We start from the raw sequence: 21,993 nt of genomic DNA, 5'->3' as shown, positions 1-21,993 counted from the left end.
AATATTTGGGTTAGCATCGGCCGCCGGTCGCAGCCCCGCGCTGCGGGGTGAAACCGAGGGTTCTCAAATATGAAGAAGACAGTGTGGATGGGGATCGCGGGCCTGGCCTTGGCGCTGGGCTTGAGCGCCTGCAAGAGCAACGGCACGGGAGCAACGGCGCCGTCGGTCAGCGCGCCGGCGAACGCTTCCGGTGTTTCGACCCCCGTGACGGCGACTTGGCGGCCGGCGGACAAGACCGCCGAGTTCCTCAGCGCGTTCCGCCGCCAGGAATAGTCCGGCGCCGGTTGCGGCGCGCCCCCAACGTCCAAGCCCGCTTCGAGCGGGCTTCTTCACGCCTGTGCTGCTTGTTCAGTGCGCGTTTCCGTGGACTTTTCGCGCGGAAGTGGCGTGGCGACGATGCCTGCCGGGGACCTGGGGGCGCCGGGCGGGCGCCGGCCAGGCGCCGGTGTGTTCGGCCGCGAGCCAGTTGATGTGATCCTGCCGCTTGAGGGCGAGCTCCACCGCAGCGCGGACCCGGGTGCGGCGTCGATCGATCCAGGCCAGCGGCATGGTCACGACCAGTCCCGCCAGCGAGGCGAAGGCGGCGATCAGCGCCGTCACGGTCAGCAGAAGCTGCAGGTCATGCAGGTCGAACCCGCCTGCGGCTGTCGCCGGCACGGCCGTGAGCGGTGGGGCGGGCGAGGGCGGAAATGCGAGCTCGATCCCGACGAGCGCGAAGACCGCCACCATCGCCAGCACGAAAGTCCAGGCAAAGAATCGCTGATAGCTGTTGTGGACGGGTCCGGGGAAATCCATCGTGCCCTCCGGCAAATGAAGGTGCTCGATGGTGGGAGGCGGCGCCTGAAAGCGTGTCGGACAAAGCGCACGTCGCTTGCCGGAGCGCGGCCACGTTACCGGGACTGGGCGGGGCCGCCCTGCGGGCGCCAGTGCCGCTGGCGGGGGGAACTCCCCGGGCAGACGCCGCGACATGAAAAAGCCTGCTATCGATTCGATAGCAGGCTTTCCTGGATGGTGGCTCTTCACGGACTCGAACCGCGGACCTGTGGATTATGATTCCATCGCTCTAACCGACTGAGCTAAAGAGCCGAGCCCAAAATTATAACGCGGCTTGCAAAGGCCTCAACCCGCCCTCGGCAGTTTCGCGAGTTCCTCGCTCACCAGCCGCACGATCAGCCGGTCCAGCGTCTGCACCGAATAATTGATCACGTCGTGCACGGTCTCGCGTCCGGGCCCGCTGCCCGGGTTGCGCGCCTCCCGGTAGGTCAGGAACACGAAGCGCCCGCCGGTGTACTGCGCGATCTGGCGCTGGATGTACTCCCCCTGCTTGTCCAGCCCGCTCGCACCCACGCTGAACACCTTGATGCCTTTGCCGAGCGCGACCATCATGTCCTCGTCGTACTGCGGCCCGCCGTAGTCCAGGTGCGGGGGCGCGTCGGCCAGCAGCACCACCATGCGCGTCGCGCCGGTGCCGCGCCAGCTCAGCCGATGCACTGTCTCGTGCAGCGCCTCGTTCAACGCCTCGGGATAGTCCCCGCCGGCATTGGCTTGCAGCGCATCGAGCACGGACTGGAAGGCGCTTAGATCGTTGGTGAAATCATGGCGGCGCACCAGGAATTCATCGCCGCGGTCCCGGTAGGCCACCAGGCCGAAGCAGATGTCGGGCCGGCTCGGCAGTCGGGCCACCTCGTTGGCGATGCTGCGCAGGCTGGCCTTGAGCTTGCCGATCTCGTCGCCCATGGAGCCGGTGGCGTCGACCAGGAAGACCAGGTCCAGCCGGGCGCGCTGCGGCGTCGCCATCTCGTCGATCACCAGTTCGACGGCGCTTTTCTGGCCACGGCGCAGAAAGGTCGTGCCCTGCCGGCCGTTCTTGCGCACGGCCACCTCGTAGACCGCGCTCCCCGAGGGATCGAAGGCCCGGGGATGCAGCCAGGCGCGGCCTGCCGCGTCCGTGCGCGCCCACATGGCGGCACCGCTGGCGGCTTGCACCGCGACCTCGGCGTCGGGCACCGGATCGCCGTGCCGGTTGCGCACCTGCAGCAGATGGCGCTCGCTCACATCGCGTTCACGGTGAGCGACCGGGGTGCGCTGGCGGAACTGCAGGTAGGTGCTGAAATCGGCGTTGTCATCCACCATGCCGGCGGTCACGGTCTCCTGAACCGGCCGCGGGCGCTGGCTCGGTTGCGGGCTGGGCGCGGGCGGCGCGAAGCGAGGCGCCGCCTCGGCCTCGGCGGGCAGCGCTTCCTTGGCGGCGGATGCGGGCGGGCTGGCGGGCGCCGGCATCGTGGCCGCTGCATCCGCCGAGGCCTCGCCGGACGCCATCCGGCGGGCCCGTTCCTCGCGGGCCAGCGAGGAGCGGCCGGTACCGTAGCCGCCCATTGCCGAGGCCTCGTCGCGCTGGCCCGCCACCCGGCCCGGCGTCTCGAAGGTCTGCACCGGGCGCGCGCAGTGCGTGGCCGAGGGCGCCTCGAAGTTCGGCACCGTGCGCGCCACCACCGGGCTGGGCCACTGCTGCGACGGGAAGCTCGGCGGCTCGGGCTGCGGCGCGGGCGTGGGCCAGCGCGCGGTGCCGGGCGCGATCTCGGTCGCGCTGCAGGCGCTCAGCAGGAACTGGGCGCACAGCAGCGCGGCGAGCGAGCGTTGGAAGAGGCGGGAAGGGCGGGAAGGGCGGGAGGGGACGGAAGGGCGGGAAGTCATCAGCGGCTCCGGTGGTTGATGCAGGCTGATACGGCGAGCACCGGCGCCGCGGGTTAACGCGGGACGTTTTTTTGAGCTATCGCTAACCCCGCGCGCCGCCGTCGCCCGTAGAAGGAGAGGTGAAAATCTGCCGATGCTTGCGCCACCCGCCGCGAACCCCGCCCTGCACGACACCATGCCGGACGACCAGCTGATGCTCGCCTATGCCGATGGCGACACGGGCGCCTTCGACGTGCTCTATGCGCGCCACGAGAGCGCGCTGTTCCGCTTCGTGCGGCGCCTCATGGGCATGCGGCTGGCGTCCGAGGTCGAGGAGGTGTTCCAGGAAACCTGGATGCGCATCATCGCGGCGCGACAGGGCTTCTCGCCGCAGGGCGCGAGCTGGCGCACCTGGGCCTTCACCATCGCGCACAACCTGGCCATGGACCGCCTGCGCCTGAGCGGTCGGGAAGTCGCTTTCTATGCCCACGACGAAGACGGCGACGGCCTCGAAGCCGCACGCCTGTTCAGCCGCGGCCTGGTGGGCGGGGGCGGAGCGTCTTCCGATGCCGCGCATCCCTCGGCCGAAGAGCAGGCCTTCTGGCGCGCCGCCGGCCGACGCCTCCTGGCCTGCCTGGACGAACTGCCCGACGAGCAGCGCTCGGCCTTCCTGCTGCACCACGAGGAAGGCTTCACGGTGGAGCTGATGGCGGAAACGCTCGACGTCAACTTCGAGACGGTCCGCAGCCGCCTACGCTATGGGCTCAAGAAGCTGCGCGGCTGCATGGAGCGCTACCTGGTGGTGCTGGAGCGTCGGGCATGAGCAGCACGATGGATCAGGGCGACGGCGAGTTGCGCGACGAGGCGCTGCATCGCGCGCTGCTGAACGCGCCGGACCACACGGCAGCGCCGAACTGGCGCCTGCGCAAGGCGATCCTCGACCATGCGCACGATGCGGTGACGCCTTTTGCGGCCGCGGCCGAACCGGAAGGGCCGGCGCGGACGTGGTGGCAACGCTTGCTGGGCCTGGGCGGGCAGGGCGGTGGTGCGCGCATGCCCTGGAACGCCGCCTTTGCGACCGTGCTGGTCGGCGTGCTGGTGACGGTGCTCTGGCAGCGCGAACCGGTGCCCGGCGCACGGCCCGCCGGCGAGGCGCAGGTCAGCGCACCCGCGCAGCGCAGCGAGGCGCCCGCAGCGCCGGCGTCCCCGCCGCCGGCTGCACCGTCGCCGTCGCCCGCACCCTCGCCTCAGGCGCCGGAACGGGCGCTGCCGTCGAGCCAGGACATCGTCGGCGGCGCGGCGCCTGTGCCGGAAGCGCCGGCGGAATCTGCCACGGCTCCGGCGCCGGCTCCGGCGAAGGGTGCACGCTCCTCGCGCTCGGCGGAACGCCCTGCACCCACGCCCGCACCCTCGGAGCTTGCGCGCCGACAAGCCGACGACGCCGCGCTGTCCGGATCGGCCGCCGCAACGGCGAAGGAGGCGAGAAAGAAAGAAGCTGCCGCGCCCGCAGCCGAGCCCGCGCCCGCTGCCGCACCACCCGCTGCGGCACCACCCCCGCCCAGTGCATCGCCTGCACTGCCCACCTTCTCCGCGCTCTCGCAGTGGAGCCGCATCACCATCACGCAGCGCGGCGGCGCGAGCCGCACCCTGTCCCGCGCCGAGGCGCAGGACCTCAACGCCCTCCTCGGTTCCGCCGCGATCTCGGCCATCGGCTCGCAACCGCTGGCCGGGACGCCCGAGTGGCGAGTCACGCTGGAGCGCAGCAACGGCGATGTGATGGCGACCTTCGAACTGGGCCGCAACCAGGTGCGTTGGCGCGAGGGACGCGGGGCAGCGGCGACGGGGATGCCCTCGGCCTCGTCTCTGGCTGCCTTGCGCGAGGCCCTGCAGCACGCGGTGGAGCCGCCGGCGCAGCCATCGTCACCGCCCCAGTGGCGCTTCAAGCCGCAGCCGCCGGCCGAACCCGAGCCGGCGCCGGCCGCACCGAGCCGCTAGCTCATTCGTGCTTGAAGGCCGCCTTGCGCTTGTTGACGAAGGCGTCCATGCCTTCCTTCTGATCGGCGGTGGCGAAGAGCGCGTGGAACAGCCGGCGCTCGAACATCACGCCATCGGAGAGCCCGCTCTCGAACGCGCGGTTGACCGATTCCTTGGCCGCCATCACCGCCACCTGCGAGAAGTCGGCAATGACGAGCGCGGCGCCCAGCGCCTCGTCCATCAGCTTGTCGTAGGGCACCACGCGGCTCACCAGGCCCGCGCGCTCGGCCTCGGCCGCGTCCATCATGCGGCCGGTCAGCGCCATGTCCATGGCCTTGGACTTGCCTACCGCGCGCGGCAGGCGCTGCGTGCCGCCGGCGCCGGGAATCACGCCCAGCTTGATCTCGGGCTGGCCGAAGCGCGCGTTGTCGGCGGCGATGATGAAGTCGCACATCATCGCCAGCTCGCAGCCGCCGCCCAGCGCGAAGCCGCTCACCGCCGCGATCACCGGCTTGCGCACGCTGCGGATGGTCTCCCAGTTGCGCGTGATGTAGTCGCCCTTGTAGACGTCGGTGAAGCTGTAGCTGGCCATGGCGCCGATGTCCGCGCCCGCGGCGAAGGCGCGCTCGCTGCCGGTGACGATGATGCAGCCGATGGCCGGGTCGGCGTCGAAGGCCTTGAGCGCATCGCCGAGCTCGGTCATCAGCGCGTCGTTGAGCGCGTTCAGGGCCTTCGGCCGGTTCAGGGTCACGATGCCGACCTTGCCGGCTTCGGTGCGGACTTCGATGTTTTCGTAGCTCATGGGGGGTCTCCTGAGGGAACAAAGCGGGGAAGGTGCGTCGACGGCTGTTTTACTGCGGTGCCAGCCAGCGCGCGATCTTCACGGGATCCTGCGCGGCCAGCCGCCAGGTGGTGACGCCGGTCGGCAGCGTGAGCGGCAACCGAAGCAGCCGCCGGTCGCGCGCCACCAGCGCCGTGATCTTCTTGAGCGGCCCGAGGTAAAGCCCCAGGTCGTCGAGCCGGGCGATGCGCCAGCCCTGTGCCGGACGGTCCTTGGCGGCGGCGAGCTCGATGCCGATCCACTCGTCGTTCGCCGAAAAGCCGGCCTGCTCGGCCGCACCGCCGCGCAGCACCATCTTGACATGCACGCTGCCGCCGGCCTCCGCCACGCGCAGGCCCAGCTCCTGGGCGCGCTGCGCCGGATCCTCGTTCGCGGCGACGCCGTGCCGGCCCAGCAGATCGGCCAGCGGCAACTCCTCGGTCGAATGGACCCAGCGGGCGATCTCATCGGCGTACGAGCGGCCGCCGACGGCTTCGAGGGCCGCAGCGAAGTCGGCCTCGCCCACCGGGCCGCCACCGCTGCGCTTCCACAGGAGCCGCATCACGTCGTCGAGCGAGGCCTGGCCCTCGGCGCGCAGCGTCAGGTCGAAGCACAGCGCCACCAGTGCGCCCTTGGTGTAGTAGCTGATGGTGGTGTTGGCCGTCTGCTCGTCCTGCCGGTAGTACTTGACCCAGGCGTCGAAGCTGGCCTGCGCCACCGATTGCACATGGCGGCCCGGCGCCTGCAGCACCTGGTTGACGGTCTTGTTGACGAGGCGCAGATAGGCCGCATCATCCAGGCGGGCGGCGCGGCGCAGCAACAGGTCGTCGTAGTAGCTGGTGAAGCCTTCGAACAGCCACAGCAGCTGCGTGTAGTTTTCCTGGCCGTAGGCGTAGCGTTCGAACTCGGCCGGGCGCAGCCGCTTCACGTTCCAGGTATGGAAATACTCGTGGCTGACCAAGCCGAGCAGCGTGGTGTAGCCCTCGCCCTGCTTCTTGAGGCCAAGCTGCGGCAGGTCGCGCCGCGTGCAGATCAGCGCGGTCGAATGGCGGTGCTCGAGGCCGCCGTAGCCCTCGTCCACGGCGTTGAGCATGAAGACGTAGCGGTCGTGCGGCGGCTTCGGCCCGCCGCGCTTCCCGACCTTGGCGCCGTGCCAGAAGCGCATCTGCGTCTCGCAAATGGCGCGGGTGTCGGCGATCAGCCGCTCGCCGTCGAAGGAGGGCTGCGCGCCGGCGACCACGAAGCGGTGCGGCACTCCGCAGGCCTCGAACTCGGCACTCCAGAAGGCGCCCATCTCGACCGGGCTGTCGGCCAGCTCGTCGTAGTTGGCGGCGATGTAGCTGCCGAAGCCCTGGCGGTCGGTCTTGGCCGGCTTCAGGGCGGTGGCGCAGGACCAGCGCTCTTCATTCGGCGAGCGCGCGGGCGCAACGATCTCGATGCCGTGCGGTTCATCGGCCTGGCCCTCGACGCGCAGGCACAGGCTGGTGCCGTTGAAGAAGCCGCGCGCACTGTCCAGCCAGGCGGTGCGCACCGAGTTGTCGAAGGCGCAGACCTGGTAGCGCAGCTCCAGCGGCTTGCCCGGAACGCCATCGATCTGCCAGCTGTGCTTGTCGAGCTGCTGCACGGCGAGCTTGCGCCGGCCCTGGCTCGCCTGCAGCTGCTGGAGGTTCTTCGAGAACTCGCGCACCAGGTAGCTGCCCGGAATCCAGACCGGGAGCGAGACGCGCTGGCGTGCGGCGGGCCGTTCGATGCGCAGGGTGATGGCGAACAGGTGCGCGTTGCGATCCGCGCATTCCACGCGGTAGTGGATGGCCGGCCCCGCCATCAGTTGATCGCGGCGAGTTGCTTTTCGACCTGCGCTGCGGGGATCGCTCCCGGTGCGCGCGTGCCGTCGCTGAAGATCAGCGTCGGCGTGCCGGTGATGTTGTACTTCTGGCCGAACTCGCGGTTGCGGGTGAGCGCGGAGGTGTCGCATTCGGCCGCCTCGGGGGCGATGCCGCGTTGCATCCAGTCGGCCCAGGTTTTGGCCTTGTCCTTGGCGCACCAGATGTTGCGCGATTTGGTCACCGAGTCGGGCCCCAGCACCGGGTAGAGGAAGAGATGGATGGTCACGTTGTCGACTTTCGCGAGGTCGCGCTCGAACTGCTTGCAGTAGCCGCAGTTCGGGTCCTCGAAGACCGCCAGCTTGCGTTTGCCGTTGCCGCGCACGATCTTGAAGGCGTCCTTCACCGGCAGCTTGTCGAAGGCCACCTCGCTGAGCTTCTCGACGCGCTCCTCGGTGAGGTTGCGGCGCGCCTTGACATCGATCAGGTTGCCCTGCAGCAGGTAATTGCCCTGCTCGTCGGTGTAGAAGATCTCGAAGCCGTTGATGCGCACTTCGTAGAGCCCGGGCATCGGGGCCTTGCGGATCTCGTCGATCTTGGCGAACTGCGGGATGCGCGCGGCCAGGTTCTGGCGGATCTCGGCTTCGCCGGCCATGGCGCCCAGGCTGCAGCCGAGTGCGAGCGCGGCAAGAAGTGCGGATGCGGGTTTCATGATGGTGGTCTTGCTTGCGAAATTCAGTTCATGCCAGGCCCATGGCCTGCTTCGCGATCCAGTTCTTGATGAGCCGCGTGCGATCGAAGCCGCGCATGCCCCAGTTGCGCAGGGCCGGCAGCGGGTCGGCGCTGTGCGCGAAGAGCTGCTGCAGGCCGTCGGTGGCGAGGCTCATGGCCAGCACCTCGGCCCGGCGGGAGCGTTCGTAGGCGCGCAGCAACCGGGCGTCGCCCACGCTGCGCCAGTAGTCGCGGTTCTTGATCACGTTCGCCAGCGCGGCGGCATCGGCCAGGCCCAGGTTGAGGCCCTGGCCCGCCAGCGGATGCACCGTGTGCGCCGCGTCGCCGGCCAACGCCCAGGCATTGCCGTCGGCGAGCCGGCCGGTCCAGCGGTCGGCGATGGCGCGCTGCAGCGGCCAGGAGGCGCGATCGCTCACCACGCGCAGCGCGCCCAGCGCGCCGTAGCTGGCCTCGTGCAGGGCGGTGTTGAACTGGTCGGCCGTCAGCGCCAGCAGCTCGGGTGCGCGCAGCTGGTCGACCGACCACACCAGCGCAAGCTGCTTGTCTTGCATCGGCAGCAGCGCGAAGACCTCGCCCCGGTCGTTGAACCATTGGCGCGCGGCGCCGTCGTGCGGCTCGTCGGCAACCAGGCGGGCGGCGATCGCGTGCTGCGGATAGCGCGTGACCTCGTAGCGCACGCCCAGCGTTTCGCGGGTGGCGCTGATGCGGCCTTCGCAGACGACCGTGAGCGGCGCCTGCACGGGCTCGGCCACGATGTCGATGCGGGACTGGAAACGCACGGCATCGGTGAGCTGTTGTTCCAGCGCCGGCACGTCGACGATCCAGGCCAGTGCCTCCACCTTCTGCCGCGCTGCGTGGAACTGCACGCGCCCGCCTTCGTCGCCGTGCACCAGCATCTCGCGCACCGGCGTGGCATGCGGCGCGTCGGGCCAGCCGCGCAGGGATTCGAGCAGCGCCTTCGAGGCCGCGTTGAGCGCGTAGGCGCGCACGTCCTGGGTGCCGGTCGCGGCGGAAGGCGCCACCAGCGCCACGCGCACGCGTTCGCGCGCCAGCAGCAGCGCCAGCGTCCGGCCGACGATGCCGGCGCCGCGAATGCAAACCTCGGGAGGAAGAGCCATCGGGGCATTGTAGGAGGCCGATGTGCCCGCCGTGCGGGACAATCGCCCCCTTCAGCCCAAGGACTCCCCCGTGACCGTTCCCGCCGACTTCGACCTCCAGGCCACCATCGCACGCCTCTTCGTCTACCCCATCAAGTCCTGCGCCGGCGTGGAGCTGCCCGAGGCGCTGCTGACCGAGACCGGCCTGGAATTCGACCGCGCCTGGATGGTGGCCGACGCCGAGGGCGAGTTCGTCACCCAGCGCGAGTTGCCGCGCATGGCGCTGATCCGGCCGCAGATGAAGCATTCGGAGATGGTGCTGCGCGCCCCCGGCATGCTGGCGCTGCACATCGCCTTCGACCGGGTCGAGCAGCCGGTGCGCGTGCGGGTCTGGAAGGACGAGGTGGCTGCCTACGACATGGGCGAGATCGCGGCCCAGTGGTTCAGCGACTTTCTGTCGCAGCCCGGCCGCCCGCAGAAGCTGCGGCTGGTGCGCTTCGATCCCGAGCAGAAGCGGCTGTCGAACATGAAGTGGACCGGCGGCGCCGAGGCGCAGAACCAGTTTTCGGATGCGTATCCCCTGCTGGTGGCGAGCGAGGGCTCGCTGGCCGAGCTCAATGCGCGACTGGCGGCGCAGGGCCATGCGGCGGTCGGCATCGAGCGCTTCCGGCCCAACATCGTGCTCGCCGGCATCGAGGCGCACGACGAGGATCGCATGGAGATCCTGCATGTGGGCACCGGCGAGGGCGAGGCGCAGCTGCGGCCGGTGAAGCCCTGCACGCGCTGCCCCATTCCCGACATCGATCCGGCGACCGCCGAATCCGGTAGCGAGGTCGGCGACACCCTGCGCAGCTACCGTGCCGATCCGCGCGTCGATGGCGCCATCACCTTCGGCATGAACGCGATCGTGCTGCAGGGCATCGAGCACATGCTCCGTCGCGGCCAGCCGGTCGGCGCCAACCTGCGCTTCGAGTGAGGGCGAATCGGCGCGCCTAGAATCCCCGGTTCCCCCAAAGCATCCTGAAAGTCCCGCCATGAGTCTCCAGTGCGGCATCGTCGGCCTGCCCAACGTCGGCAAGTCCACCCTCTTCAACGCCTTGACCAAGGCCGGCATCGCGGCCGAGAACTATCCCTTCTGCACCATCGAGCCGAACGTCGGCGTGGTCGAGGTGCCCGATACCCGGCTGGGCCAGCTGGCCGAGATCGTGAAGCCGGAGCGCGTCGTGCCGGCCATCGTCGAGTTCGTCGACATCGCGGGCCTGGTGGCCGGCGCCAGCAAGGGCGAAGGGCTGGGCAATCAGTTCCTGGCCCACATCCGCGAGACCGACGCCATTGTCAATGTGGTGCGCTGCTTCGAGGACGACAACGTGATCCACGTGGCCGGCAAGGTCGATCCGATCTCCGACATCGAGGTGATCCAGACCGAGCTGTGCCTGGCCGACCTGGCCACGGTCGAGAAGGCGCTGCAGCGTCACACCAAGACCGCGCGGTCGGGCGACAAGGAGGCGATCAAGCTGGTCGCGCTGCTCGAGAAATGCCAGGCCGCGCTCAACGAGAACAAGCCGGTGCGCACGGTCGAGTTCAGCAAGGAGGACAAGCCGCTGATCAAGCAGTTCTCGCTGATCACCGCCAAGCCCGCGATGTTCGTCGGCAACGTGGCGGAGGATGGCTTCGAGAACAACCCCTTCCTCGACCGCCTGCGCGAGTACGCGGCCGCGCAGAACGCGCCGGTGGTGGCCATCAGCGCCAAGATCGAGTCCGAGCTGGCCGACATGGACGAGGAGGACAAGAAGATGTTCCTCGCCGAGATCGGACAGGAGGAGCCGGGCCTCAACCGGCTGATCCGCGCGGCCTACAGCCTGCTGGGCCTGCAGACCTACTTCACCGCCGGCGTGAAGGAAGTGCGCGCCTGGACCATCCACATCGGCGACACCGGCCCGCAGGCGGCCGGCGTGATCCACACCGATTTCGAGAAGGGCTACATCCGCGCCCAGACCATCTCGTTTGCCGACTACATCGCCTACAAGGGCGAGCAGGGCGCGAAGGATGCCGGGAAGATGCGGGCCGAGGGCAAGGAATACGTCGTCAAGGACGGGGACGTGATGAACTTCCTGTTCAGCGCCTGAACATGATCACGGTCCACCACCTCGACAACTCCCGCTCCCAGCGCGTGCTGTGGCTGCTCGAAGAGCTCGAGCTGCCCTACGAGATCGTGCACTACCGGCGCGACCCCAAGACCATGCTTGCGCCGCCCAGCCTGCGGGCGGTGCATCCGCTGGGCAAGTCGCCGGTGGTGACGACGGCCGACGGGCTGGTGCTCGCCGAGTCGGGGGCGATCCTGGAGTCGCTGATCGAGCGCCATGGCAGCGGCCGCATGGCGCCGGTGGCGGGCACGCCCGAGGCGCTTCGCTATCGCTACTGGATGCATTACGCCGAGGGCTCGGCGATGCCGCCGCTGTTGCTCAAGCTGATGTTCGACCGGATCGAGAAGGCGAAGATGCCCTTTTTTGCCAAGCCCATCGCGAAGGGCATCGCGCGCAAGGCGAAGGCGGCTTTCATCACGCCCAACATCACGAACCACCTGAACTTCATGGAAGCCGAGCTCGGCAAGAGCGAATGGTTTGCTGGCGCTGACTTCTCCGGCGCCGACATCCAGATGAGCTTTCCGGTCGAGGCTGCGGTGGCGCGTGGCGGGCTCGATGCGAAGCGGCCGAAGCTGATGGCCTACCTCGAGCGTATCCACGCGCGGCCTGCGTACCGGCGCGCGCTGGAGCGCGGCGGCCCCTACGCCTTGCTGAGCTGAACCGAGTGCGCCGGCGGCGCGTTCAGTTCGGCCAGATGTAGAGGAGCGCCACGGTCATCGTGACGTAGCGCAGGAACTTGCCGATCGCCATGTAGAGCACGCAAGGCCAGAAGGAAAGCTTCAGCCAGCCCGCAACCGCGCAAAGCGGGTCGCCCACCAGAGGGAGCCAGGCCAGCAGACAGGCCTTGGGTCCCAGTCTTTCGAGCCACGTCAGCACACGCATGTGATGCTTGGAGTGCGAGTACTTGTCCGCCACCTGGTGCGCGCCATAGCCTATCCACCAGTCGACGATGCCGCCCAAGGTGTTGCCCGCAGTCGCGACGAAGACCGCCGGCCAGAACAATTCGGGATTGAGCTTCAGCAGGCCGAACAGCGCCGGCTCGGAGCCGACCGGCACCAGGGTGGCCGAGACAAAAGCGGCGACGAAGAGGGTGCTGAGCCCGTATTGCGGAAGCGCGAGAAGCGCAAAGAAGGATTCGAGCCAGGCTTGCATGTGCGCCGCAGTATAGAAAGACGCGGCGATATGTGGTGCAGGCGTATAGATCGTCGAACCTCGGAAGCCCGCAGACAAAAGTGCAAATCGTTGCAGCGGCGGCTTCGCGGCACCGCTACAATCGTGCCTCATTTTTCAGCAGCCCCGGCGCTCGCCACTTTCCTCCATGACCCTGCAGATCGGCAACATCGTGCTGGAGAACCGTCTGTTCGTCGCGCCCATGGCGGGCGTGACCGACCGGCCCTTCCGCATGCTGTGCCGCGAGCTCGGTGCAGGCTATGCGGTGAGCGAGATGGTCACGTCGCGCAAGGAGCTGTGGAACTCGCTCAAGACCTCGCGCCGTTCCAACCACGAGGGCGAGCCGGGCCCCATTGCGGTGCAGATCGCCGGCACCGATGCGGCCATGATGGCCGAGGCCGCGCAATACAACATCGATCGCGGCGCGCAGATCATCGACATCAACATGGGCTGTCCGGCCAAGAAGGTCTGCAACAAGTGGGCCGGCTCCGCGTTGATGCGCGACGAGCCGCTGGCCCTCGAGATCGTCGAAGCGGTGGCGCGTGCCGCGGCGTCGCACGACGTGCCGGTCACGCTCAAGATGCGCACCGGCTGGAGCGAGGACCATCGCAACGCCGTCGCTCTGGCGCGGCGCTTCGAGAGCGCGGGCGTGCGCATGCTCACCGTGCATGGCCGCACGCGCGAACAGGGCTACAAGGGCGAGGCCGAGTACGACACGATCGCCGCGGTCAAGTCGGCAGTGCGCGTGCCGGTGGTCGCCAACGGCGACATCGACTCGCCCGAGAAGGCGCGCCAGGTGCTGGCGCTCACCGGTGCCGATGCGCTGATGGTGGGCCGGGCGGCGCAGGGGCGGCCATGGATCTTCCGCGAGATCGCGCACTTCCTCGCGACCGGCACGCAGCTCGCACCGCCGCTGGTGGCCGAGGTGCGGCGCCTGCTGCTCGAGCATCTGCAGCAGCACTACGCGCTCTACGGCGACTACAGCGGCGTGCGGAGCGCGCGCAAGCACATCGGCTGGTACGTGCGCGACCTGCCGGGCGGCGAGCAGTTCCGCAGCGAGATGAATGCCATCGAGGATTGCGATGCGCAGTGGCGCGCGGTCGCGGAGTTCTTCGATGTGCTGGCGGCACGGATGGACCGCATTCCGCCCGACGAAGGCGGCATCGCGCGAACGCCCAGCGACGAGCAGGCAGACGCGTTGGCATGACATGAACAAGAAAAGAAGAGCAGAGGGCCATGAGCAAGAAACACATTGAAGACTGCGTGCGAAGCAGCCTGGACAGCTACTTCCGCGACCTGCGCGGCACCGAGCCCGACGGCATGTACGACATGCTGGTGCGCGTGGTCGAGAAACCCCTGCTCGACGTCGTGATGACGCGGGCCGAGGGCAACCAGTCCAAGGCCGCCCAATGGCTGGGCCTGAACCGCAACACGCTGCGCAAGAAGCTGGTCGAACACAAACTCCTGAAATAAGCCCCAATGGCACTGACCGCACTCATCTCCGTTTCCGACAAGACCGGCATCCTCGAATTCGCGCAAGCCCTGCATGGCCTGGGCGTGCGCTTGCTGTCCACCGGCGGCACCGCCAAGCTGCTGGCCGACGCCGGCCTGCCCGTGACCGAGGTGGCCGAGCTCACCGGCTTCCCCGAAATGCTCGACGGCCGCGTGAAGACCCTGCACCCCAAGGTGCATGGCGGCCTGCTGGCGCGGCGCGATGTGCCGGCGCACATGGCGGCGCTCGCGCAGCACGGCATCGACACCATCGACCTGCTGGTGGTCAATCTCTATCCCTTCGAGGCCACGGTCGCCAAGCCCGGCTGCACGCTGGAAGATGCGATCGAGAACATCGACATCGGCGGTCCCGCGATGGTGCGCAGCGCCGCCAAGAACTGGAAGGACGTGGGCGTGCTGACCGACGCCTCGCAGTACGCGCCGGCGCTGGCCGAGCTGAAGGCCGAGGGCCAGCTCAGCCGGAAGACGAAGTTCGCCTTCTCGGTGGCCGCCTTCAATCGCATCAGCCAGTACGACGGCGCGATCAGCGACTACCTCTCCGGCCTGCAGGAAGACGGCAAGCAGGCGCTGTTCCCGGCGCAAAGCAATGGCCGCTTCATCAAGCTGCAAGACCTGCGCTACGGCGAGAACCCGCACCAGCAGGCCGCCTTCTACCGCGACCTGTACCCCGCGCCCGGCTCGCTGGTGAGCGCGAAGCAATTGCAGGGCAAGGAGCTCAGCTACAACAACATCGCCGATGCGGACGCGGCCTGGGAATGCGTGAAGAGCTTCGACACGCCGGCCTGCGTGATCGTGAAGCACGCGAACCCCTGCGGCGTGGCGATCGGAAAGGACGCGCACGAGGCCTACTCCAAGGCCTTCAAGACCGACCCGACCTCGGCTTTCGGCGGCATCATCGCCTTCAACCGGCCGTTGGACCGCGCCGCCGCCGAGGTCGTCTCGAAGCAGTTTGTCGAGGTGCTGATGGCTCCCGGTTATGCGCCCGAGGCACTGGAAGTGTTCAAGAGCAAGGTCAACGTGCGCATCCTAGAGATCGCGCTGCCGCCCGGCGGCAAGTCGGCCTGGGAGCAGGGCCGCAACGCCGTCGACGTCAAGCGCATCGGCTCGGGGCTCCTCATGCAGACGGCGGACAACCGCGAGCTGTCGATCGAGGAGCTCAAGGTGGTGACGAAGAAGCAGCCGACGCCGCAGCAGCTGCAGGACCTGCTGTTCGCGTGGAAGGTCGCGAAGTACGTCAAGAGCAATGCCATCGTGTTCTGCGCCGACGGCATGACCATGGGCGTGGGCGCGGGCCAGATGAGCCGCCTCGATTCGGCGCGCATCGCAAGCATCAAGGCGCAGCACGCGAACCTGTCGCTGCAAGGCACGGCGGTGGCGAGCGATGCCTTCTTCCCGTTCCGCGATGGGCTGGACGTGGTGGTGGATGCCGGCGCGAGCTGCGTGATCCAGCCCGGCGGCTCGATGCGTGATCAGGAAGTGATCGCTGCTGCGGACGAGCGCGGCGTGGCCATGGTGTTCTCGGGCGTGCGCCACTTCCGCCACTGAGCCCGTCGGCGCAGGGCGAGAAAAAAGGCGGCTCGTGCCGCCTTTTTCTTTTCTCCGTTCGACGCCAAGACATTACTTCAGCTGGAAGCTGCTCGAGCCGTAGAGGCGCTTCTCGATGGTCGGCACGCGGGCGATGTGGAGCCCCCGGGTTCTAGTCCTCGATGGCTGCTTGGGTCTTTCCGAAGATCCGGCGGGCAGCTTCGATGGTGGCAGCGATGTCTTCCTCGCTGTGGGCGGCGCTGACGAAGCCGGCTTCGTACAGCGCCGGCGCAATGTACACGCCGCGATCGAGCAGGCCGTGGAACAGCGCATTGAACCTGGCGCTGTCGGTCGTCATTACGGCGCCGTAGTTCTGCGGCAACGCATCCATGAGGAAGAAGCCGAACATGCCGCCCTCGCTGTCCGCGCTGAAAGGCTGGCCCTCGGCGGCCGCAGCGGCCTTGAGCCCGTCGACCAGCGTGCGGGTCTTCTTGGAAAGCGATTCGTAAAAGCCGGGCTTGGCGATTTCCTTGAGCGTCGCCAGGCCGCAGGCCGTGGCCACCGGGTTGCCCGACAGCGTGCCGGCCTGGTAGACGGGGCCGAGCGGCGCCAACTGCTCCATGATCGCGCGCGGCCCACCGAAGGCCGCCAGCGGCATGCCGCCGCCGATCACCTTGCCCAGCACCGTGAGGTCGGGCCGGATGCCCAGCACGCCCTGGGCGCCATGCAGGCCGACGCGAAAGCCGGTCATGACCTCGTCGAACACCAGCAGTGCGCCGTGCTGCGTGCAAAGCTCCCGGCAGCGCTGTGCGAAGGGCGCGCTCGCGCGCACGAAGTTCATGTTGCCTGCAATGGCCTCGATCATCAGGCCGGCGGTCTCGTGGCCGTGCAGCGCGAAGGCTTCCTCCAACTGCGCGAGATTGTTGTACTCGAGCACCAGGGTGTGCTGCACGACCTCGGGCGGCACGCCGGCCGAGGTCGGATTGCCGAAAGTCGCCAAGCCAGAGCCCGCCTTGACCAGCAGCGCGTCGGCATGTCCGTGATAGCAGCCTTCGAACTTGATGATGTACTTGCGGCCCGTGGCGCCGCGCGCCAGCCGCAGCGCGCTCATTGCGGCCTCGGTGCCCGAGCTCACGAGGCGCACCATCTCCATCGAGGGCACGAGCGCGAGGATGGCTTCGGCAAGCTCGATCTCGCGCTCGGTCGGCGCGCCGAAGGAGAAGCCCTCGGTCACCGCGCGCTGCACGGCCTCCACCACCGCGGGATGTCCGTGGCCCAGGATCATCGGCCCCCACGAGCCGATGTAGTCGATGTAGCGCTGGCCGGCGGCGTCCCAGAAGTAGGCGCCCTGGGCACGTTTGACGAAGCGCGGCGTGCCGCCGACAGCCCGGAAGGCGCGCACCGGCGAATTGACGCCGCCGGGGATCACGGCGCGGGCGCGCTCGAAGAGCAGCTCGTTGGGATCGGTGTTCTGCATTGGGCGAATCTGGGGAGAGCTCATTCAGTGTCTTGTGTCGTGGGGGGGCAGGGCGAAGTCCACGGGTGAGGCGGCCTCCTCGTTGTCGGCGTCCTCTTCTTCTTCGGGCTGGGCCCAGAAGAGGCGGTCCGGCAGGACATGGCCCATACCCGGGCGAAAGCCCGCGTCGAGGCAGCGGTCCATGTAGCTCAGCGCCTCGGTGGCGGCGGCGGCCAACTCGGTGCCGCTGGCCAGGAGCGCAGCCAGCGCGCCCGAAAGCGTGTCGCCGGCGCCGGTGAACACGGCGTCGAGCCGCTCGTATTTTTCGCTGGCGAGCACCGATTGCGGCGAGGCCAGCACGTTGTCGAAGTATTGGTCGGGCAGCACCATCCCCGTCACCAGCGTGTAAGGCACGCCAACCTCGCCGGCGGCGCGTGCAATGTCGCGTGCGGTGGGCGGGCGCTCGCCGGCCCAGTCGGGCAGCAGCCAGCGCCACAGCGTGCTGTGATTGCCGACCAGCACCGTGGTCTGGGGCAGCACCAGGTCGCGGAAGGCGTCCAGGTAGGCCTCGATCTGCGCGTCCTCCCACCAGGAGAGATTGGGCATGTAGGCGACCACGGGGACTTCGGGGTAGTCGGTGGCAGTCTCTGCCACGGTGCTCAGATTCTCGGGAGAGCCGACGAAGCCCACCTTGATCAGCTGCACCTCCACGTCCTCCAGGATGGTGCGCGCCTGCTCGGCGACGGCCTCTTCGTCGAAGGGGAAGTGGTCGAAGATCTCCGCGGTGTCGCGCGCATAGGCGCCGGTCACGACCGGCAACATGTGGGCGCCGACCGAGGCGATGGCCACGGCGTCGCAGGCGAGCCCGCCGGCACCGCTGGGGTCGTTCGCGTTGAAGACCAGCACGCAGGGCGGATTCGGTTCGCTCTCGGCGCTGACTTCGTCGCTGGTCGGGTCGGTAAGATCGCTCACTTTGTGGTCTTGCTCCGGTGGTAATAAGGAAGTTGTCATGCGCAGCGAGGCCCCGGAGATGGTGGCGTATCTGAGACGCTTATCACGCGATTTCGAGATACGTTTGGATACGATCGTTGCATTCTATGAACAGGGACTTTAAGCTGCGATGAATACGAAAACCTGGATGTGCCTGATTTGCGGGTGGATCTATGACGAAGCGGTAGGGGTGCCAGAGGATGGTATTGCGGCCGGCACGGCATGGGCAGATGTTCCGATGAATTGGACCTGTCCCGAATGCGGGGCGCGCAAGGAAGACTTCGAGATGGTTGAAATCTGAAGCATGGCATAGGGCCGTGCTTCTTGGCGCCCCGCGAGGGACGTTTCGGTCTTAGAGTGTCATAAAGGAGCGGCGAGAATGAGCTCGAACGGATCCGGTTACAAGGTTCTCGTCATCGACGACAGCAACACCATTCGGCGCAGCGCCGAGATCTTCCTCAAGCAGGGCGGCCACGAGGTGCTGCTGGCGGAGGACGGTTTCGATGCGCTGTCGAAGGTCAACGATCACAAGCCGCACCTGATCTTCTGCGACATTCTCATGCCGCGCCTCGACGGTTACCAGACCTGCGCCATCATCAAGCGCAATGCCCACTTCTCCAATGTCCCCGTCGTGATGCTCTCGTCCAAGGACGGCGTGTTCGACAAGGCGCGCGGCCGCATGGTCGGCTCGCAGGACTATCTCACCAAACCTTTCACCAAGGACCAGCTGCTGCAGGCGGTGCAGCAGTTCGGTGTCGTTTCGCAGGAAGTGCAGTAATGGCCATTCGCAAAGTGCTCGTCGTCGACGACTCCAAGACCGAGTTGATCTTCCTGACCGATCTTCTCCAGAAGAACGGCTTCTCGGTGAAGACTGCCGAGAACGCCGAGGACGCCATGCGTCGCCTCGAGGAAGAGCAGCCCGATCTCATCCTCATGGATGTCGTGATGCCGGGCCAGAACGGATTTCAGCTCACCCGCGCGATCGCGCGCAACCCGCAGTACGCCTCTGTGCCCATCATCATGTGCACCAGCAAGAATCAGGAAACCGATCGGCTCTGGGGCATGCGCCAGGGGGCTCGCGACTACATCGTCAAGCCGGTCAATGCGGCCGAGCTGATCGCCAAGATCAGCGCGCTGGCCTGACCGGCGGTTCTTCTTTTTTCTCTCGTTCATGGCCAACCGCGACGCCCTACGCGCTTTCCAGTCCCGGCTTGCCAGCCGCCTGCAGGCGGCCCGCACTTCGGGTGTGTCCGCCTCCTGGCTCGCGGTAGAGGCTGGCGAGGCGAAATACCTGTTTCCGCTCGGGCACGCCGGCGAGATCTTCCCCTGGACCCCGCCGCAGGCGGTGCCCTACGCACAGCCCTGGTTCCTGGGCGTCGCCAACCTGCGCGGCGGCCTGTACGGCATCGTCCAGCTGTCCACCTTCGCTTCCCGCGACGCCGCGCCCGCCGGCGGCGATTCGGCGCGGGCCCAATCGCGCTTGGTGGCGCTCAACGAAATGCTGGAAGTCAACTGCGCCCTGTTGATCGACCGGCTGGTGGGACTGCGCGGCGTGGAAGCCTTCATCGAGTCGCAGGCGCCGGATGGCGACGCCCCCGCCTGGCTGGGGCATTCGTACACCGACGCCGCCGGTGAGCGCTGGCAGGAAATCAACCTGCAGGCGCTGTCGCAGCAACCGCAATTTTTGAGTATCGGCGCCTGAGTGCAGCGCCTTGCACCGACCATTACCTGAAGGACCGACCGTGAGCTCGATCGCCGACAAGTTCAAGAAATTCCTGCCTGCGGGTGGTGACGCCATGCGTGTCGACAGCGGGTCGACGTTGTCCCTGGATGGCGCCGAAACCGTGCAGCCCGAAGAAAAGACGGTGCGCATACGACACGACTCGACGTCGGAGACGCCCGAGTCGTTGGTTCTCGCCATGGACGCCGCCAACGACCATTCCCCGGCTGTCACGATCGACAACGACCCGGTGCTGTCCGAGACGCCCGGCGCCGCGCCCTCGCAACCGGCGGCCGGCGGCGGCTCGCTGCGCTCCAACCCCGCGCGCCAGCAGCGCGTGCTGGCGATCGTGCTCGCCGCGGTGGTGCTCTTGCTGCTGTTGGTGGCCGGCTCCGCCATCCTGCGCGCCGAACGGCTGGCGCAGCAGGTGGCCTCCACCGGCCAGTCGCTGATGCAATCGCAACGCCTGGCCAAGTCGGTGTCGCAGGCGCTCGTGGGCAACGTCCCCGCCTTCACCGAGGTCAAGGAGAGCGCGGACGACCTGACGCGCCGCGTCCAGGGCCTGGCCAATGGCGACGACGCGCTCAAGCTGGAGCGCGTGGGGAGCCAGTACGAAGCCGAACTCGGCAAGATCACGCCGCTGGTCGAGCGTGCCGACAAGAGCGCGAAGGCCGTGCTGGCCCAGCAGAAGATCCTGACCCAGGTCGGCACCGCGCTGCGCGACATCAACCGGCAGTCCTCCGACCTGCTCGAAATGACCGAGACCGTGGCCTCGCTGAAGATGCAGCAGAACGCCACGCTGCCCGAAATCTCGGCCGCCGGCCAGCTGGTGATGCTCACGCAGCGCATCGGCAAGTCGGCCAACGAGTTCCTGACGGTCGAAGGCGTGAGCCCCGACGCCGTGTTCCTGCTCGGCAAGGACCTGAACACCTTCCAGGAAGTCACGCGCGGCCTGCTCGAGGGCAATGCCCAGCAGCGCCTGCCTGGCACGCGCGACGCGCAGACCCGCCAGCAGCTCGAGACCATCCTCAAGACCTATGAGCAGACCCGTACGCAGGCCGGCGCCATCCTGGGCAACCTCCAGGGCCTGGTGGCCGCACGCGAGGCACAGGCCGCGATCCTGGCCGACAGCGAGCCGCTGCGCACCTCGCTCAGCGACCTGCAGGAAAAGCTCTCCGCGCGCACCGGCCTCGGTGCCGGCACGGTGGTGATGCTCTTCGTGCTGTCGCTGGCAGCCCTGGCGCTGGCCGGCGCGATCGGCTTCGTGCAGGTGCGCGAAGGCCGCGAGCGTGCACTGGCCGCCGAACGCGAGCGCATTGCCGCCGAGCGCGCCAGCGAGGACGCGGGGCGCGTCAACGCTGCCAACCAGGCGGCCATTCTGCGACTCATGAACGAACTGCAGACGGTGGCCGAAGGCGACTTGACGCAGGAAGCCACCGTGACCGAGGACATCACCGGCGCCATCGCCGACTCGGTGAACTACACGGTGGAAGAGCTCCGCCTGCTGGTGGGCAACGTGCAGAACACGGCCACCCGCGTGGCGCAAACCACTTCGCAGGTCGAAAGCACCTCGACCGAGCTGCTGGCCGCCTCGACCGAGCAGCTGCGCGAAATTCGCGAAACCGGCCAATCCGTGCTGACGATGGCGGAGCGCATCAACGGCGTGTCCTCGCAAGCGCAGGAATCGGCCACTGTGGCGCGCCAGTCGCTGCAGGCCGCGTCTTCGGGCCTGCAGGCCGTGCAGAACGCGATCGGCGGCATGAACTCCATCCGCGACCAGATCCAGGAAACCTCCAAGCGGATCAAGCGCCTCGGCGAATCGTCCCAGGAGATCGGCGAAATCACCGAGCTGATTTCGGACATTACCGAGCAGACCAACGTGCTGGCCCTGAACGCCGCCATCCAGGCCGCGTCCGCCGGCGAAGCCGGCCGCGGCTTCTCGGTGGTGGCGGAAGAAGTGCAGCGCCTGGCCGAACGCTCCGCGGACGCCACGCGCCAGATCTCGGCGCTCGTCAAGGCCATTCAGACCGACACGCAGGATGCGGTGGGCGCCATGGAGCGCTCCACGCAGGGCGTGGTCGAGGGGGCCAAGCTCTCCGACAACGCCGGTACGGCGCTGTCCGAGATCGACCGCGTGTCGCGCCGCCTCGCCGAGCTGATCGAGCAGATCTCGCAGTCCGCGTCGCGCGAGGCCGATTCGGCCAACGTGGTGGCCGCCAACATCCAGCACATCTTCGCCGTGACCGAGCAGACCGGCGAAGGCACGCGCACCACCGCCCAGCAGGTGCGCGAGCTCTCGCACATGGCCGAGGAATTGCGCCAGTCGGTGGCTCGCTTCAAGATTGCCTGAACCCCGAG

Annotated in this window: 23 protein-coding genes and 1 tRNA gene; 14 read left to right on the top strand and 10 right to left on the bottom strand. The window is 68.1% G+C overall.

Annotated elements, in window-relative coordinates; genetic code table 11:
* Positions 1 to 69: 69 nt before the first annotated feature.
* Positions 70 to 273 carry a hypothetical protein gene (locus tag AC3A6Y_RS27965; protein WP_487871497.1) on the top strand — a complete coding sequence of 68 codons (204 nt, stop codon included), beginning with the start codon at positions 70 to 72 and terminating at the stop codon, positions 271 to 273.
* A 75-nt stretch (positions 274 to 348) separates the two neighbouring features.
* On the opposite strand, the gene AC3A6Y_RS27960 is transcribed toward AC3A6Y_RS27965, so the two are convergent.
* The 3 genes from AC3A6Y_RS27960 to AC3A6Y_RS27950 form a co-directional block, all read right to left on the bottom strand.
* Complete coding sequence (locus tag AC3A6Y_RS27960) at positions 349 to 795, bottom strand: hypothetical protein (RefSeq protein ID WP_487871496.1); 447 nt, start codon at positions 793 to 795, stop codon at positions 349 to 351.
* A gap of 214 nt (positions 796 to 1,009) precedes the next feature.
* Positions 1,010 to 1,086, bottom strand: a tRNA-Met gene (locus AC3A6Y_RS27955).
* A gap of 33 nt (positions 1,087 to 1,119) precedes the next feature.
* Entirely contained in the window at positions 1,120 to 2,694 is a 1,575-nt protein-coding gene (locus tag AC3A6Y_RS27950; RefSeq protein WP_487871495.1) for a vWA domain-containing protein, read from the bottom strand.
* Positions 2,695 to 2,827: 133 nt separating this feature from the next.
* Between AC3A6Y_RS27950 and AC3A6Y_RS27945 the strand changes: the two genes are divergently transcribed.
* Both AC3A6Y_RS27945 and AC3A6Y_RS27940 read left to right on the top strand, forming a co-directional pair.
* The gene (locus tag AC3A6Y_RS27945) at positions 2,828 to 3,496 is read left to right on the top strand and encodes a sigma-70 family RNA polymerase sigma factor (protein ID WP_487871494.1); all 669 of its coding nucleotides are present in this window, start codon (positions 2,828 to 2,830) and stop codon (positions 3,494 to 3,496) included.
* A complete protein-coding gene (locus AC3A6Y_RS27940; RefSeq protein WP_487871493.1) occupies positions 3,493 to 4,668 on the top strand; it encodes a hypothetical protein in 1,176 nt (391 codons plus the stop codon). The genes AC3A6Y_RS27945 and AC3A6Y_RS27940 overlap by 4 nt, the downstream gene beginning before the upstream one ends.
* A gap of 1 nt (position 4,669) precedes the next feature.
* Here AC3A6Y_RS27940 and AC3A6Y_RS27935 read toward each other — a convergent pair whose 3' ends face one another.
* From AC3A6Y_RS27935 to AC3A6Y_RS27920, 4 genes are read right to left on the bottom strand one after another with little or no spacing between them, the layout of a single operon-like run.
* Complete coding sequence (locus AC3A6Y_RS27935) at positions 4,670 to 5,449, bottom strand: enoyl-CoA hydratase (RefSeq protein ID WP_487871492.1); 780 nt, start codon at positions 5,447 to 5,449, stop codon at positions 4,670 to 4,672.
* A gap of 49 nt (positions 5,450 to 5,498) precedes the next feature.
* Positions 5,499 to 7,292, bottom strand: coding sequence for a M61 family metallopeptidase (locus tag AC3A6Y_RS27930; protein ID WP_487871491.1), 1,794 nt, complete (start codon positions 7,290 to 7,292; stop codon positions 5,499 to 5,501).
* Positions 7,292 to 8,002 carry a DsbC family protein gene (locus tag AC3A6Y_RS27925; protein ID WP_487871490.1) on the bottom strand — a complete coding sequence of 237 codons (711 nt, stop codon included), beginning with the start codon at positions 8,000 to 8,002 and terminating at the stop codon, positions 7,292 to 7,294. The genes AC3A6Y_RS27930 and AC3A6Y_RS27925 overlap by 1 nt, the downstream gene beginning before the upstream one ends.
* Positions 8,003 to 8,030: 28 nt before the next feature.
* Positions 8,031 to 9,140, bottom strand: coding sequence for an FAD-dependent monooxygenase (locus tag AC3A6Y_RS27920; protein ID WP_487871489.1), 1,110 nt, complete (start codon positions 9,138 to 9,140; stop codon positions 8,031 to 8,033).
* 70 nt (positions 9,141 to 9,210) lie between these two features.
* On the opposite strand from AC3A6Y_RS27920, the gene AC3A6Y_RS27915 reads away from it, so the two are divergent.
* From AC3A6Y_RS27915 to AC3A6Y_RS27905, 3 genes are read left to right on the top strand one after another with little or no spacing between them, the layout of a single operon-like run.
* On the top strand, positions 9,211 to 10,095 hold the full coding sequence (locus AC3A6Y_RS27915) for an MOSC domain-containing protein (RefSeq protein ID WP_487871488.1): 885 nt from the start codon (positions 9,211 to 9,213) through the stop codon (positions 10,093 to 10,095).
* Between the two features lie 58 nt (positions 10,096 to 10,153).
* The gene (ychF, locus tag AC3A6Y_RS27910; protein ID WP_487871487.1) at positions 10,154 to 11,245 is read left to right on the top strand and encodes a redox-regulated ATPase YchF; all 1,092 of its coding nucleotides are present in this window, start codon (positions 10,154 to 10,156) and stop codon (positions 11,243 to 11,245) included.
* 2 nt (positions 11,246 to 11,247) lie between these two features.
* A complete protein-coding gene (locus tag AC3A6Y_RS27905) occupies positions 11,248 to 11,922 on the top strand; it encodes a glutathione S-transferase (protein ID WP_487871486.1) in 675 nt (224 codons plus the stop codon).
* Positions 11,923 to 11,944: 22 nt separating this feature from the next.
* On the opposite strand, the gene AC3A6Y_RS27900 is transcribed toward AC3A6Y_RS27905, so the two are convergent.
* On the bottom strand, positions 11,945 to 12,415 hold the full coding sequence (locus tag AC3A6Y_RS27900; protein ID WP_487871592.1) for a YqaA family protein: 471 nt from the start codon (positions 12,413 to 12,415) through the stop codon (positions 11,945 to 11,947).
* Between the two features lie 166 nt (positions 12,416 to 12,581).
* Between AC3A6Y_RS27900 and dusB the strand changes: the two genes are divergently transcribed.
* From dusB to purH, 3 genes are read left to right on the top strand one after another with little or no spacing between them, the layout of a single operon-like run.
* Positions 12,582 to 13,640 (top strand): tRNA dihydrouridine synthase DusB, encoded by a 1,059-nt coding sequence (dusB, locus tag AC3A6Y_RS27895; RefSeq protein WP_487871485.1) that lies wholly within the window; start codon positions 12,582 to 12,584, stop codon positions 13,638 to 13,640.
* A 29-nt stretch (positions 13,641 to 13,669) separates the two neighbouring features.
* Entirely contained in the window at positions 13,670 to 13,906 is a 237-nt protein-coding gene (locus AC3A6Y_RS27890) for a Fis family transcriptional regulator (RefSeq protein WP_068683508.1), read from the top strand.
* 6 nt (positions 13,907 to 13,912) lie between these two features.
* Entirely contained in the window at positions 13,913 to 15,490 is a 1,578-nt protein-coding gene (purH, locus tag AC3A6Y_RS27885; protein ID WP_487871484.1) for a bifunctional phosphoribosylaminoimidazolecarboxamide formyltransferase/IMP cyclohydrolase, read from the top strand.
* Positions 15,491 to 15,641: 151 nt separating this feature from the next.
* On the opposite strand, the gene hemL is transcribed toward purH, so the two are convergent.
* Together hemL and thiD are read right to left on the bottom strand one after the other, a co-directional pair.
* The gene (hemL, locus tag AC3A6Y_RS27880; RefSeq protein ID WP_487871483.1) at positions 15,642 to 16,946 is read right to left on the bottom strand and encodes a glutamate-1-semialdehyde 2,1-aminomutase; all 1,305 of its coding nucleotides are present in this window, start codon (positions 16,944 to 16,946) and stop codon (positions 15,642 to 15,644) included.
* A gap of 24 nt (positions 16,947 to 16,970) precedes the next feature.
* Complete coding sequence (gene thiD, locus AC3A6Y_RS27875) at positions 16,971 to 17,936, bottom strand: bifunctional hydroxymethylpyrimidine kinase/phosphomethylpyrimidine kinase (RefSeq protein WP_487871482.1); 966 nt, start codon at positions 17,934 to 17,936, stop codon at positions 16,971 to 16,973.
* 109 nt (positions 17,937 to 18,045) lie between these two features.
* On the opposite strand from thiD, the gene AC3A6Y_RS27870 reads away from it, so the two are divergent.
* The 5 genes from AC3A6Y_RS27870 (at position 18,046) to AC3A6Y_RS27850 (ending at position 21,985) form a co-directional block, all read left to right on the top strand.
* Entirely contained in the window at positions 18,046 to 18,216 is a 171-nt protein-coding gene (locus AC3A6Y_RS27870; RefSeq protein ID WP_007838397.1) for a rubredoxin, read from the top strand.
* A 78-nt stretch (positions 18,217 to 18,294) separates the two neighbouring features.
* Positions 18,295 to 18,693 carry a response regulator gene (locus tag AC3A6Y_RS27865; RefSeq protein WP_106559656.1) on the top strand — a complete coding sequence of 133 codons (399 nt, stop codon included), beginning with the start codon at positions 18,295 to 18,297 and terminating at the stop codon, positions 18,691 to 18,693.
* A complete protein-coding gene (locus AC3A6Y_RS27860) occupies positions 18,693 to 19,058 on the top strand; it encodes a response regulator (protein ID WP_106559655.1) in 366 nt (121 codons plus the stop codon). The genes AC3A6Y_RS27865 and AC3A6Y_RS27860 overlap by 1 nt, the downstream gene beginning before the upstream one ends.
* Before the next feature lie 28 nt (positions 19,059 to 19,086).
* Complete coding sequence (locus AC3A6Y_RS27855; RefSeq protein ID WP_487871481.1) at positions 19,087 to 19,617, top strand: chemotaxis protein CheW; 531 nt, start codon at positions 19,087 to 19,089, stop codon at positions 19,615 to 19,617.
* Positions 19,618 to 19,657: 40 nt separating this feature from the next.
* The gene (locus AC3A6Y_RS27850) at positions 19,658 to 21,985 is read left to right on the top strand and encodes a methyl-accepting chemotaxis protein (RefSeq protein ID WP_487871480.1); all 2,328 of its coding nucleotides are present in this window, start codon (positions 19,658 to 19,660) and stop codon (positions 21,983 to 21,985) included.
* Positions 21,986 to 21,993: the final 8 nt, after the last annotated feature.

The sequence above is a fragment of the Variovorax sp. Soil_C_17 genome, assembly GCF_057657265.1.
Note: the sequence above shows the minus strand (reverse complement) of the source record. Positions and strands in the feature narration are given on the sequence as shown.

What these genes read in the sequence shown, in the direction of transcription:
- hemL (WP_487871483.1), bottom strand. Translation starts at nt 16,946, where the DNA reads ATGCAGAACACCGATCCCAACGAGCTGCTCTTCGAGCGCGCCCGCGCC.
- AC3A6Y_RS27945 (WP_487871494.1), top strand. Translation starts at nt 2,828, where the DNA reads ATGCTTGCGCCACCCGCCGCGAACCCCGCCCTGCACGACACCATGCCG.
- AC3A6Y_RS27960 (WP_487871496.1), bottom strand. Translation starts at nt 795, where the DNA reads ATGGATTTCCCCGGACCCGTCCACAACAGCTATCAGCGATTCTTTGCC.
- AC3A6Y_RS27920 (WP_487871489.1), bottom strand. Translation starts at nt 9,140, where the DNA reads ATGGCTCTTCCTCCCGAGGTTTGCATTCGCGGCGCCGGCATCGTCGGC.
- AC3A6Y_RS27865 (WP_106559656.1), top strand. Translation starts at nt 18,295, where the DNA reads ATGAGCTCGAACGGATCCGGTTACAAGGTTCTCGTCATCGACGACAGC.
- AC3A6Y_RS27965 (WP_487871497.1), top strand. Translation starts at nt 70, where the DNA reads ATGAAGAAGACAGTGTGGATGGGGATCGCGGGCCTGGCCTTGGCGCTG.
- AC3A6Y_RS27900 (WP_487871592.1), bottom strand. Translation starts at nt 12,415, where the DNA reads ATGCAAGCCTGGCTCGAATCCTTCTTTGCGCTTCTCGCGCTTCCGCAA.
- AC3A6Y_RS27860 (WP_106559655.1), top strand. Translation starts at nt 18,693, where the DNA reads ATGGCCATTCGCAAAGTGCTCGTCGTCGACGACTCCAAGACCGAGTTG.
- thiD (WP_487871482.1), bottom strand. Translation starts at nt 17,936, where the DNA reads ATGACAACTTCCTTATTACCACCGGAGCAAGACCACAAAGTGAGCGAT.
- AC3A6Y_RS27890 (WP_068683508.1), top strand. Translation starts at nt 13,670, where the DNA reads ATGAGCAAGAAACACATTGAAGACTGCGTGCGAAGCAGCCTGGACAGC.
- AC3A6Y_RS27930 (WP_487871491.1), bottom strand. Translation starts at nt 7,292, where the DNA reads ATGGCGGGGCCGGCCATCCACTACCGCGTGGAATGCGCGGATCGCAAC.
- AC3A6Y_RS27940 (WP_487871493.1), top strand. Translation starts at nt 3,493, where the DNA reads ATGAGCAGCACGATGGATCAGGGCGACGGCGAGTTGCGCGACGAGGCG.
- AC3A6Y_RS27925 (WP_487871490.1), bottom strand. Translation starts at nt 8,002, where the DNA reads ATGAAACCCGCATCCGCACTTCTTGCCGCGCTCGCACTCGGCTGCAGC.
- purH (WP_487871484.1), top strand. Translation starts at nt 13,913, where the DNA reads ATGGCACTGACCGCACTCATCTCCGTTTCCGACAAGACCGGCATCCTC.
- AC3A6Y_RS27935 (WP_487871492.1), bottom strand. Translation starts at nt 5,449, where the DNA reads ATGAGCTACGAAAACATCGAAGTCCGCACCGAAGCCGGCAAGGTCGGC.
- AC3A6Y_RS27855 (WP_487871481.1), top strand. Translation starts at nt 19,087, where the DNA reads ATGGCCAACCGCGACGCCCTACGCGCTTTCCAGTCCCGGCTTGCCAGC.
- dusB (WP_487871485.1), top strand. Translation starts at nt 12,582, where the DNA reads ATGACCCTGCAGATCGGCAACATCGTGCTGGAGAACCGTCTGTTCGTC.
- AC3A6Y_RS27870 (WP_007838397.1), top strand. Translation starts at nt 18,046, where the DNA reads ATGAATACGAAAACCTGGATGTGCCTGATTTGCGGGTGGATCTATGAC.
- ychF (WP_487871487.1), top strand. Translation starts at nt 10,154, where the DNA reads ATGAGTCTCCAGTGCGGCATCGTCGGCCTGCCCAACGTCGGCAAGTCC.
- AC3A6Y_RS27905 (WP_487871486.1), top strand. Translation starts at nt 11,248, where the DNA reads ATGATCACGGTCCACCACCTCGACAACTCCCGCTCCCAGCGCGTGCTG.
- AC3A6Y_RS27950 (WP_487871495.1), bottom strand. Translation starts at nt 2,694, where the DNA reads ATGACTTCCCGCCCTTCCGTCCCCTCCCGCCCTTCCCGCCCTTCCCGC.